Annotated in this window: 11 protein-coding genes and 2 pseudogenes; 8 read left to right on the top strand and 5 right to left on the bottom strand. The window is 54.3% G+C overall.

Features of this window, described 5'->3' with window-relative positions:
* Positions 1 to 196 precede the first annotated feature (196 nt).
* From ptsG to DOU50_RS10695, 7 genes and pseudogenes are all read left to right on the top strand, one after another.
* Positions 197 to 1,723 (top strand): glucose-specific PTS transporter subunit IIBC, encoded by a 1,527-nt coding sequence (gene ptsG, locus DOU50_RS10665; protein WP_123828909.1) that lies wholly within the window; start codon positions 197 to 199, stop codon positions 1,721 to 1,723.
* Positions 1,720 to 2,562 (top strand): glucose-6-phosphate isomerase family protein, encoded by an 843-nt coding sequence (locus DOU50_RS10670; protein WP_123828910.1) that lies wholly within the window; start codon positions 1,720 to 1,722, stop codon positions 2,560 to 2,562. The genes ptsG and DOU50_RS10670 overlap by 4 nt, the downstream gene beginning before the upstream one ends.
* A complete protein-coding gene (gene hxlB / locus DOU50_RS10675) occupies positions 2,562 to 3,125 on the top strand; it encodes a 6-phospho-3-hexuloisomerase (protein ID WP_148769362.1) in 564 nt (187 codons plus the stop codon). Before DOU50_RS10670 ends, hxlB begins: the two co-directional genes overlap by 1 nt.
* Positions 3,126 to 3,149: 24 nt before the next feature.
* Positions 3,150 to 3,785, top strand: coding sequence for a 3-hexulose-6-phosphate synthase (hxlA, locus tag DOU50_RS10680; protein ID WP_123828911.1), 636 nt, complete (start codon positions 3,150 to 3,152; stop codon positions 3,783 to 3,785).
* A 46-nt stretch (positions 3,786 to 3,831) separates the two neighbouring features.
* Positions 3,832 to 4,032: pseudogene (locus tag DOU50_RS23850) on the top strand (nucleotidyltransferase domain-containing protein); the annotation flags it as partial.
* A 372-nt stretch (positions 4,033 to 4,404) separates the two neighbouring features.
* The gene (locus tag DOU50_RS10690) at positions 4,405 to 5,187 is read left to right on the top strand and encodes a DUF6615 family protein (protein ID WP_058656523.1); all 783 of its coding nucleotides are present in this window, start codon (positions 4,405 to 4,407) and stop codon (positions 5,185 to 5,187) included.
* A 203-nt stretch (positions 5,188 to 5,390) separates the two neighbouring features.
* Positions 5,391 to 5,795 carry a hypothetical protein gene (locus DOU50_RS10695; protein ID WP_045354513.1) on the top strand — a complete coding sequence of 135 codons (405 nt, stop codon included), beginning with the start codon at positions 5,391 to 5,393 and terminating at the stop codon, positions 5,793 to 5,795.
* A 315-nt stretch (positions 5,796 to 6,110) separates the two neighbouring features.
* On the opposite strand, the gene DOU50_RS10700 is transcribed toward DOU50_RS10695, so the two are convergent.
* Genes DOU50_RS10700 through DOU50_RS10715 form a run of 4 tightly spaced genes read right to left on the bottom strand, consistent with a single transcriptional unit; the run spans position 6,111 to position 9,013 of the window.
* Entirely contained in the window at positions 6,111 to 7,133 is a 1,023-nt protein-coding gene (locus DOU50_RS10700; RefSeq protein WP_148769358.1) for a Gfo/Idh/MocA family protein, read from the bottom strand.
* Positions 7,134 to 7,143: 10 nt separating this feature from the next.
* Positions 7,144 to 8,124 carry a PTS glucitol/sorbitol transporter subunit IIB gene (locus DOU50_RS10705; protein ID WP_148769359.1) on the bottom strand — a complete coding sequence of 327 codons (981 nt, stop codon included), beginning with the start codon at positions 8,122 to 8,124 and terminating at the stop codon, positions 7,144 to 7,146.
* Positions 8,121 to 8,495 carry a PTS glucitol/sorbitol transporter subunit IIA gene (locus tag DOU50_RS10710; protein ID WP_148769360.1) on the bottom strand — a complete coding sequence of 125 codons (375 nt, stop codon included), beginning with the start codon at positions 8,493 to 8,495 and terminating at the stop codon, positions 8,121 to 8,123. The genes DOU50_RS10705 and DOU50_RS10710 overlap by 4 nt, the downstream gene beginning before the upstream one ends.
* Positions 8,492 to 9,013, bottom strand: coding sequence for a PTS glucitol/sorbitol transporter subunit IIC (locus DOU50_RS10715; RefSeq protein WP_148769361.1), 522 nt, complete (start codon positions 9,011 to 9,013; stop codon positions 8,492 to 8,494). Before DOU50_RS10715 ends, DOU50_RS10710 begins: the two co-directional genes overlap by 4 nt.
* 371 nt (positions 9,014 to 9,384) lie before the next feature.
* Between DOU50_RS10715 and DOU50_RS10725 the strand changes: the two genes are divergently transcribed.
* Positions 9,385 to 9,801 carry a helix-turn-helix domain-containing protein gene (locus tag DOU50_RS10725; RefSeq protein ID WP_123828917.1) on the top strand — a complete coding sequence of 139 codons (417 nt, stop codon included), beginning with the start codon at positions 9,385 to 9,387 and terminating at the stop codon, positions 9,799 to 9,801.
* A 365-nt stretch (positions 9,802 to 10,166) separates the two neighbouring features.
* Here DOU50_RS10725 and DOU50_RS10730 read toward each other — a convergent pair.
* Positions 10,167 to 11,633, bottom strand: a pseudogene (locus DOU50_RS10730) (DUF927 domain-containing protein); the annotation flags it as partial.

An 11,633-nucleotide genomic window follows, 5' to 3' on the forward strand; every position in this document is an offset into this window, starting at 1 on the left:
TCCTCTTTTATCCCTTTCTGATGGCTTCTGGCGTGATTGTCCTCATAAATTTTCCGGTTTTAAGCGAAAACCGGAAATAACTTTCGTCTTTGATTGCTGTTTTTTTAATCACATCCGGTTCGGATACTGAAGGTGTTCGGAGCAGAACCTGCTGTTGTGCGAATCCCTGTCATAAAGACGCGCTCAGGAGATCGAGATGAAAAGATTCAACCTTCTGCAAATGTTACAAAGCATTGGGCGATCGTTAATGATCCCCATTGCCATGCTGCCTGCCGCTGGTATTTTGCTGGCCTTCGGCGTCAGCTTTCAGGACCCCAATATTGTCGCCAGCCTGCCGTTTCTCGGCGCTGACTGGCTGGTTCACGTGCTGAAGCTGATGGCGGAAGCGGGCAGCGCGATTTTCGCCAACCTGCCGCTGCTGTTTGCGGTCGGCGTGGCGGTAGGGCTTAGTGACGATCAGGGGATTGCCGGGTTGTCGGCGATCGCCGGTTTTCTGATTATGAACGTCACCATCGGCCAGTTTCTGGGGATCACGCCCGAGTCGGTGGCGCAGGTGCGTGACTACACGATGGTGCTGGGCATCCCTTCGCTCCAGACCGGCGTGTTTGGCGGCATCATTATCGGGATTATCGCCGCCTGGTTGTATAAACGGTATTACCGCATCCCGCTTCCGTCATGGCTGGAGTTCTTTTCCGGCAAGCGCTTCGTGCCGATAGTCACTTCCTTCGCCGCGCTGTTTGTCGGGCTGGTGATGGCGGTGGTCTGGCCGCCGGTTCAGCATCTGATTAATGGCCTGTCGAATACCATGACGGTGCAGGGGCCGGGCGTGTCCGCTTTCCTGTTTGGTTTTGTCGAGCGACTGCTGATCCCGTTTGGTCTTAATCATGTCTGGTGGCCGACGTTCTGGCTGCAGTTTGGCGAGTACGTAAACAAGGCCGGGCAGGTGGTGCATGGTGACCAGCTTATCTTCTTTGCCCAGTTGAAAGACCAGGTGCCGATTACCGCCGGAACCTTTATGGCCGGGTTGACGCCCATCAAAATGTTCTGCATTCCGGCGATTGCGCTGGCGATCTACCGCTGTGCCAGCCCGGAAAACAAAGCGCGGGTGAAGGGCATTATGCTCTCTGGCGCGATCACCTCCATTGTTTGCGGCATCACCGAGCCGATTGAGTTCTCCTTCCTGTTTGTTGCGCCCGTGCTGTATGGCATTCACGCCGTCTTAGCGGGTCTGGTGTTCCTGTTGATGGAGTGGTTCAGCGTGCACATCGGGCTCTCTTTCTCCGGCGGACTTATCGACTATCTGTTCTTTGGCGTCCTGCCGCGCGCGCCTCACTGGTACATGGTGTTCCCGGTCGGGCTGGTGATGGGCGCGCTGTACTACGTCCTGTTTACCTTTGCCATCCGCCGCTGGAATTTGCTGACGCCGGGGCGTGAAGTCGAAGAAAGCGCTGTGGCGCAGGAAAATGAACAGAATGACCTGGTGAGCGGCATCATCCTGGCCTATGGCGGATTGGGGAATATGACCAGCATCGAAGCGTGCATGTCACGTCTGCGCATTGACGTGACGGATAAGACGCTGGTGGACAAGGCGCTGCTGAAACAGCTTGGTGCGGCGGGCGTCGTCGAGGTCGGGAACAACATCCAGAGCGTATTTGGTATGAAATCCGAACGGCTGAAAGAAGCGATCCGCGCAGCTAACGCGTATACACAGGAGGCAAAATGAAACAGCTACACCACAGCGGCCTGCCGCTGTATCTCGATGATGATGGCGTAATGGCGCTGAAACCCCCGCTGAACTATCTCGGCTTTGGCCGCAAAAGCGCCGGGCAGATGGCGGTGGTTTTACCGGAGTTCACCGAAGCGCAGCGTGATGAACCGACTTACGATGTTTATCGCGGGCTCAGTTTTGCGGAGGATCAGGAACGGCTTGCTGCCGACCAGTACCAATATGACATCACCATCATCATGCCGGGAACGATCGGCAAGGAGCGCAAGAAAACCAGCGGTCATTATCACGGCTATAACGACACGCGGCGCAACACCCATCCGGAAGTGTACGAAGTGATTAAGGGCACGGCGGCGTATATCCTGCAAAAGTCGCCGGATTTTGCCGTTGAACCAAAAGATCTGCTGGTGGACGATCTTATCGTGGCGGTGGTGAAGGAGGGGCAGAGCATTATCGTGCCGCCGAATTACGGCCACTGCTCCATCAATATCGGCGACGGGCCGCTGGTATTCAGCAACCTGGCCTATAAACCCTGCGCGGTTCACTACGACACGGTGCAGTTTTACCACGGTATGGCCTGCTACATCGTGGAAGAGAACGGGCAGCTCTGCGTGCGCAATAATCACTACTACCCGCGTATTCCGCGCATCAAATTCGCCACCGTCAAAGAGAACCCGCATCTTGGCATCACCTTCGATACGCCGCTTTACCAACGCTACCGCGCCGCACCGGAACGTTTTCATTTTCTGGGGCATGTCGATAACTATGTCCGGGAAATCATGGGGATGCTCGAGTATCAGGGTAATTTATTCCCGCTCTGTCAGGAGGACGCATGATGGAAACGCAATCTGTTGCAGGCGTTGCCTGTAGCGACCTGAATCAGGCGATGTCGCGGATTGATGGCGCTGCGCTGGCACGTCTGGAGCAGGCCATCGCTGAAGCGAACGCGATATTTGTTTTTGGCGCAGGGCGTTCGCTGTTAATGCTGAAAGCTCTGGCGATGCGCATGATGCATATCGGCCTGAAGGTGCATGTTGTCGGCGATGTGGTCACGCCTGCGCTGCAAAAAGGCGACCTGCTGCTGCTGGCCAGCGCATCGGGCGAAACGGCTTCGCTGGTGAATGTGGCAGCGAAAGCGAAGAAGCTGGGCGGCACCGTGGCCCTGCTGACCATTTTCCCCGAGTCCACGTTGGGGAATCTGGCGGATGTGGTGGTCAGGATCCCGGCCTATTCCGACAAACTGCCGGATGGGCCAGAGAATGTGAAAGGCATTCTGCCCGGCGGCAGCTTGTTTGAAGAGGCGGTCATGGTGCTGGGTGACGCCATGATAGTGATTCTGGCGCAGTCGACGGGATATCGCTTAACCAAAGGTTTTGCGCTGCACGCCAACCTCGAATAAATCATTCGATACAAGGAAACCAACATGAAATTACAGCTTGCCCTGGACGAGTTAACCCTGCCTGAAGCGCTGGTATTTATTGATAAGGTGGTTGATGACGTTGATATTATTGAAGTGGGTACACCTTTTCTTATTCGGGAAGGCGTGAATGCGATTAAAGCCATTAAAGAGAAATACCCACATAAGGAAGTGCTGGCGGATGCGAAAATTATGGATGGCGGCCATTTTGAGTCGCAGCTGCTTTACGATGCCGGGGCAGACTATGTCACGGTGTTAGGCGTGACCGACGTGCTGACGATCCAGTCCTGCATTCGAGCAGCGAAAGAGGCTGGAAAGCAGGTGGTGGTGGATATGATCTGCGTCGACGATCTCCCCACGCGGGTTCGCCTGCTGGAGGAGGCAGGCGCGGATATGCTGGCGGTACACACGGGCACCGACCAGCAGGCGGCGGGGCGCAAGCCGATAGATGATTTAATAACGATGCTGAAGGCGCGCCGGAAAGCACGGATTGCCGTAGCAGGCGGCATCAGTAGCCAGACGGTGAAAGACTATGCGCTGTTAGGCCCGGATGTTGTGATTGTGGGATCTGCGATCACGCATTCGGCGGATCCGGCGGATGAAGCGAGGAAGATTTCACAGGTGTTGTTGCAGCATCACTGAGATTAGTCGAACAGAGCGGCATCTGGCGCGATTGTGTGCCAGATGTCGGAATATTGAATCCCACAGCATTGATCCTGATGTCCTGCTGACTTCCACGCTGGCAACGCACGATCGTGACTCCGGCAGCATTGCCATCAGGATGGCTGTTGACACTTATATCAATCTGCGGGCTGATGCTCTGCCTGAAAATATTGCAGATGATGCGACACGATGGGTGGTCCTTGCCATGCTGAAAAGAGCATTTTGACAGGGGGGAAATCTACACTCCGGTCGTTTACACGGCCAGAGTGTAGAAGTATCACGGAAAATGCATCCAATAGCCAAATCCTGAGATGAACATCACTCTTTAGTTACTTAAATCCATGCTAAAGCCAGGTCCAGATGCCTAGGACTGGGAAAATTTCAAATGTCGGCTGAGTACGAGAAGTGGACGTAGCAAGCCTCACGTTATGTTAATTTATAAAGTGCATATCAGTCTCACGGCAAATATCTAAGGGCAAACCCCTTTTCCTTCTTTTGTTTTTGACGTATAAATACTATTCTCTTCATTCGAATCATGCTTTCAGCAAAAAACCTTTCAACTTATCTATTTATAAACATAACTAAGAGAATACTACAAATGGACTTAGGTGAAATTGCGATAAAAAATTCTGGCTGGATTTGGAGTACATTAAGAGAGGCAAAAAAACTAAGCTATCAAATTGGAGAGGAGTCAATAACTGACTTTCTTGTGCTTAATATAAAAAAATGGGGTAGGGGAAAAATTATTATTAATACGTTTACCCGCCACAAAGAATCAGTGAATGGCTCCGATTGGGAGTGGTGGTTTACAGGTCGAAGTGGTAAATGGTTAGGCATGCGTATTCAAGCAAAAGTTCTCAACTTAAATTCTGAGAAATATGAGCACCTTCATCACACAAATAAAAATGGGCATCAAGTTGATCTTCTCATTGCGGATGCCAAGAAATATGACCTTATTCCCTTGTATTGCATGTATACAAACTGGAAATCGGGGAGTTATAAAGTTAATTGGGAGTGTAAAACCTACAAACGTAGTATCCTTCATTATGGGGCAGCAATTCTTAATCCTCTTAAAGTAAAACATCTCCAGCAAAATAGAGCAAACCATTTAACTGATGTTATTGATGATTTAAGACCGATGCATTGTTTGTTCTGCTGCAAAGGCTTCTCGCAAGGGGATCTTCCTGAAAGGGCTCTGGAATGGTTAAGTGGCGTTGGTCTCCTAATTGAGCAAGACGCTCCTTCACTTGAGTATTTTATAAAGGATGCACCACCATACTATGTCACTCAAATGTTAGAGGGAGGTATACAAGAAGATGTTATCGATTTACATGATGATAGGCTCAAGCGTGTGACAATTTTCAACTTAGTAGGTGAATAAAATGATTGTCACTACTGCCAGGCATTATGAATTCATGCCACAATATCTTGGCCGTGATCGTTCAACAATTGAGAACGAAGCCGCAATCATACTGGAAGCCAAATAGTATGCGGACGTACATCGTTCAAAATTGGCTAAGAAATACAGCCGGCCTACTGTTAGGGAAGGGCTGCAAGTTAAACTGAGTATCGCAAGGAGGGATAATGAGCACTAATAGCGCCAAAGATAATGTGATAACAACGCCTAAAGAGCTGGGTAAAGCTATTAAGGAAGATCGAGATACGATTACAATTGAAGGTAGTTTAGCTAAAACTACGGTGAAAATTCATGCGACAGGAAAAGTTGCATGGGCTATAGCATTTGCAGCCATCGGTATTGCGGTAGTTGCCGCCATGGCAACTTTAGCTACCGGAGGAACCAGTGCTCCAGCTACCGGTACTACTGCTGCATTATCTGCTGGGGGAGCAGCGGCTATCCTCGGCAGTTCGGCAACAAGTGCAGCAATCTATATTGCTATTGCAGCAGGTGGTGTAGGCGCTTTAACGAAGCTTCGTCGTTATAAAGTAGTAGAAAAAAGTGACTCGAGATTAGTCTTAAAAAAAGGTTGATAGATATTAAAAATTTGAGTGTCCGGAGGCTATAAATATTGGTTTCCCTTTGTTTTTCTTATGCACCACTGTCAAATTAGAATATTTCTGCCTTATCAGCGAGCAACTGGTAGTACAAGCTGGTTGCTCAAAAATGTACCATTTTAACTACCGCTACATTGGATTAATTCGCTCTCCTTAGTAGTGAAAACTATTTCCAACTTCTGCTCCTGGCTAAAATCTGACCATATTTTCTAATGATTCCTGCGCTTTATCTGGTTTGCAGGGTTAAGGGCTTTACCAGTCTGACATAGCAGACAGGTACAGCCCTTGAAGTTATGGCTTTATCGGGCGTTCAGGTTTCCCGCTCTCCAGGCTGCGGTGTACCGCCTCACAAATACGGCTGACCGCCAGTCCGTCCACCGCGGTGACCGGGTAAGGCGCTTTATGTATGACCGCCCGCACAAAATCATTGATCGGGTCGATACCAAAACCGCTGGCAACGCCGTTGCGGTAGTTGATGAAATAGCTGTTGGGCGTGAGCGTCATGCCCGGCGTGGTGATTTCCAGCCCGCGATGCTGCGAGGTGCTGCGAATATAGGTTGCCTCGCAGAGGATATCGATACGCCCGTCGTTGTCCTTCGGAAAGCCCTCCGGCAGCACCCACGAGTTTTCCACCACCCACGAACTGCCGTCGGCCATCGTCAGCAGGCTCTGCACGCTGTCGAAGGTGTCGAGGCCGCATTCGACCATCAGCCGTTTCTGCCCGACGGCATACACCGACACCACCTCCTGACCGGAAAGATGGCGTACCAGGTCAAAGCAGTGTGAGCCGAGAAACCACACCGGGGAGCTTGCGCCCGCCCAGTCCAGCCACTCCGTCGGGACGCTAATCACATCGTCCATGCTGATATGGCCGCGCAGGATGCGCCCGGCTTCTGGTCTCTCCAGTTCAGCCTTAATGCGCATCACTGCCGGGTCCCAGCGTTTGTGGAAATCGACGCCGACCAGCAGGTCCCGCTGCTGCGCCATCTCCACGATAAGCTCGCATTCGCGTACCGAGGTGGCGAGGGGCTTTTCCGCCAGCACGTGTTTGCCGTAGCGCAGCGCGGTGAGGATGGATTCGGTGTGGTACGGGTCTGGCGTCGCCACCGAGACCACGTCGATGGCTTCCTCTTCCAGCAGCGTTTCCAGCCGGGTATAGCCCATGATGCCGTATGACATGGCAAGGTCGTCGCAGCGCTCTGTGTCGGTGTTGCAGATGGCGACCAGCACCGTGTCCGGGTTGTGGCGGTACGCATTCATATGGTGCCTGCCGTAGATACCTGCGCCGACCACGGCGGCTCTGATTTTGTTCATTAGTGAGTCCTCAGAATAAGCCCAGGGAAAACAGCCAGCCGATGATGACCGCCAGCGGCCCCGTTAACTGACGTGAGAGCAGAAAGGCAGGGACGCCCTTCGCGATGGTCTCCGGCTTTGCCTCCTGCATCGAAAGGCCCACGGGCACGAAGTCGCAGCCGACCTGCACGTTGATGGCGAACAGCGCGGGCAGGGCGAAGGCCGGGGATATCGCGCCTGCACCAATCTGCGTGCCAATCATCACGCCAATCACCTGCGAGATGGCCGCACCCGGCCCGAGCACCGGGGAGAGGAACGGAATGCCACAGATGAGCGACAGCAGCACCAGTCCCCACAGCGAGTTCGCCAGCGGCGTCAGGGCGTGGGCAATCAGGCTGCCGAGTGCGGTCTCCTGCACCAGCGCAATCAGCAGTGAGACAAAAGCCATAAACGGGATGACGTTGCGCAGCGACACATCCACCGCCTCACGACTGGCGGCGAACAGCAGGGCGATAACGTGGCCGACGGCGGTGCCGGTCTGCTCGACCATGCGCACCAGCTTCTCCGCGCCGCGCGCAGGCGGCGGAGTGGTGGTAATGACTGGTTCCGGAGCAGGAAGTGGCTCAGGCTTGCAGTCCGGCGCTTCGGCGCTATCCACCAGAACCAGTTGCTCCATCGTGACGCCGGAAACGTAGTTCTCTTCGGTAATAAACTGCGCCAGTGGCCCGGCGCGCCAGGTGGGCAGTACGTTGATGGTCGGGATGCCCTTTTGCGGATACAGGCCGCAGCGCAGGGACCCGGCGCAGTTAATCACCACGCACAGGATGTCGTTATCAGGCGGGATATCGGCGAAGCCGTTCACCACTTCCGATTCGGTGAGTGCACCAATTTCTATCGCCACCGGATGAATCTCGCGTCCGGTCAGCGACAGTACCTTTTTGCCGCTGCCAACGGGCAGCCACAGTCCTTTACCGTATCCGCCGGGACCGGGAGGAATAAGCACCGTATTCATGGCCGTCCCTCCTCTATCACCAGATTGCCGTGGAGGTCGCGCAGGTTCGGCACCGGGCCGGGGAGATGAATCGCGCCGACATGGCAGGGATTCAGGTCACCATTGAACACCAGATTCAGGTGGCCGAGTTCAAACAGCGCCTGCTGTGCCCCCTTGCCGACGGCAGTCACCAGATAGTCGTGCTCCGCCAGCATCAGGCGGTCGCCGGGCAGTATCATCAGGCTCTCTTCCCGGAACGACGGCTCCAGCGAGAGGGAGTAATCGAGACAGTCCTTCGGCCCGTTGCTGTCGAAGGTGATGAGCATTTTGTCGGTGAGGCCGTCGGCTACAAACAGCCCGATAGCGACGATACGCGCGCAGTAAATCATCATGGCGCATTCCCCCGCTTGCTGAGCCACAGGAACAGATACTCGGTGATAATCCCGCGTATCAGGCCAATCACCATGGCGGCCGCGATATAGCGCAGCGCCAGTGAAGTAACGGGCAGGCCGAGCGCCTTAACCCCGGCTGCCACGCCGAGCCAGACGAACAGCTCCGACGGCACCACGTGGGGAAACAGGCTGGTGAGGGGATGGGCGGTGGTGCCGAGCGCATCTTCATAGCCGGGTTTGCTCTTCTCTGGCAAAAGCTTGCCTAAAGTGAGCGCGCCGGGACTGCTCATAAAGAACCAGCCGAGTACCGGCAGCACGCCGTAGGTGAGAATGCGCGAGCGGCCGAGCAGGGCGGCGATTTTCTCCATTCTGACGGTGCCGACCAGCTTCATCAGGAAGTTGATGGCCAGCAACAGGCAGATGAGCATCGGGATAAGCCCGGTCATCATGTCGAGGAAGATTTTGCCTGCGGTCTGGAATACATGAATAAACGCCTCAGCGAGGCTGACTGTCCACATAAGGAGTCCTCCGGGTAAAAGGCCCGGAGCGCACAGACTTATCGGACAGAGGTTAAGACATGACAGGCGTAAGCGTCTGGGGCTCCGGTAATGGCGATAAACAGCTGTGATTCATACTGCTTTCTTTGTTATCCCCGCTTGTGGCGTGTTTTTGTGAACTGAGCGGTTTTCAGGACGAGCGGATGCGTGGCAATTCAGCCCTGAGTATGCGATGCTCAGCAGTTGGGTTTGCAGAGGGTGATAGTCTGCAATTTGTACAGATAAGTTATCACATGATTTTGTGAATTTAAAGATCTGTTTTTCACAATATATTGTGAATTTGATTTTGTTGAATTCAACAAAATCAATTGATTACTGATTAGTGGCGTCTAATGTCTAAAAAAGATAATCAATTTTTTGATCAAGATAACAATTTTCAGTTTGGCACTCGCCTTGCCGAAGCGATGTCGTTATCTGAAGACACAGTCAGTTCTCTGGTAGATAAAACCGGTATTCCCAATTCAACCATTCGAAGCTATCTGAAGGGAGAATCCGTTCCCGGGATCATGCAACTTCGGAAGATAGCTGTTGGTATGGGCATCAAAGCGGGATGGTTTTTAGGTGATGATGAAGAGTTTGCCAGTCCAAAGGACGGAATATCAGAAATTGAAAAGGATCTTGAGCTGCTCAATAACCTGTTCAAATACATGGCCCCTGTACAGCGAGGGCGGGTACTGAAACGCGTTCTGGCAAGTGTGGCGCGTCAGATCGACCATAATGTTGAAGGTGACAATAATACTGAGCAATAGAACTAACGATCGCTATCAGTCTGTATCTCTCATGGCTTTTGCCCTTTAAGGGCAGGCCCGTTCCCCTTATTCTCCCTTCCTTTCAGCCTTTGTCTTTTCAGTCCCTTTCGCCATTTTCATTCCTTCTGTTTTTGAGGTGGTACAGGTGGGACAAGTGGTACAACCGCGCCAGCCGTGGCTTTGCGCTGTACCACCTCAAAAATGCCAGTCTGAAAAGTGGGACAGATTCAGCAACGGCTGTCCCATCCTGTACCACTTTTTTTAAACCAAATTCTCTAAGGTGGGACGCTGTAACCCGCGCCAGCCCTGCGTGTACCACTTGTCCCACCCTGTACCACCTTTTTTTAAGACACGCGAGATTGTACTCAGATACTGAGGATGCGGGAGGTGAGCCGGTAAACCCTGGCTTTGCCGATCTCCGGCAGGCGAACCTGCGACTGGTATTTCCCGTCGCTGCCGGGCAGCAGGCATTCCGCTTCCAGACATAATCTGGCCGCTCTGGCGGGACTGAATCCCCGGCATATTTCCCGCCAGCCCTCCGGCAGGATGTGAAACAGTGTGTGCTCTTCACCCGTCAGCGGATCTTTTTCCACCCGGCGAAAGCCCACCATATTCAGCGGGCGGTCCGGGCCGTCCCACGAGGCAAAACGGCTGTACTGGTGCGCGGTAATGAACCGCTTGATCTGCGCCAGCACGCCTTCATCCTCCTGGTTAGCAATATGGCCGCGTTCGTTCAGCCAGGCGTGCAGGCAGATCTGGACCGCCTCATACGCCGTGCCTTCCTGCCAGCCCGTGATGCCCTGCAGCGTCGCCATCTCTCCGGCCACCGCCAGCAGGGCAAAACGGGCCACGATGCGCTGCACCTGGTTTCCGGCATTCTCCGGCATCAGGACCGTCTGGTAGCGGCGAAGTAACTCTCTTGCCAGCGTGGTGCTGGCGTCCTGGTCGTGGGTGAGGAAGGCCAGCCAGGCACGAAAAGCGGTACCGTGGAAGCGGGCTACTCGGTCGCAGAGGGCATCGGCGAACTGCTGGCCGCTGGCAAAGCCGTGTAGCTGCTCAAACGCGCCATGCTGCCCGGTGTCGCTGGGGATTTGTACCATGCGCACGTCCATTCCGGCGTAGAGGCGCTCTCCGGCGCGTTCGGTGTGTTCCGCCAGCGACAGCTCCCCGGTGGAGAACAGAAGCAGCGTCCAGTGTCTGCGGTTACGTACTTCGCCATCGGTGCGGGCGCGCCCCTTTCCCTGGCCGTTCGCCAGCATATAGGCAATCATTCCGGCTTCCCGCGGGTCCACTTCGCGCAGTTCATCGAGCGGCAGCAGGGCATCATTGTATCGGCTGGCAATTCCTTCCAACGCATTCCCGGTGGCCCGCCAGGAGTGCCAGTAGTCCGTGCCGCCACACACGGAGGCGGCCACCTTCATCACCGTGGTTTTGCCGTCGGTGGACTCACCGCGCAGATGAAAGCCTCCGCCGCCCGTTCCGGTCAGGCGCAGCAACGGGGCGGCCAGTGCACAGCAGAGGGCAAAGGCCAGCCGTGAGTTACCTGCACAGAGCGCGGCGACCTGTTCCTGCCATTCCGCCAGCGTACCGGACTGTGCAAAGCCGCCGGTCAGGTAGTGGCTGCCCTGAAGGATGACATTGTCGCCACCGGGACCGATAACCTCATCCGGCAGCACGTACACGCCGTTGTGCCAGCCGGTTTTCTCCACACAGGTGACCCGGCGTCCGGGGGAGTGACCGTGAGATGTATTCGCACAGCAGGCTGCGCAGGGCGGGGCGGGTGGAGATATAGGTCAGGCCGTTCTCCAGCAGGATGCGCCGCAGCTCCTCGC

It is taken from the genome of Enterobacter sp. C6 (assembly GCF_008122455.1).
Taxonomy (GTDB): Bacteria; Pseudomonadota; Gammaproteobacteria; order Enterobacterales; family Enterobacteriaceae; genus Enterobacter; species Enterobacter pseudoroggenkampii.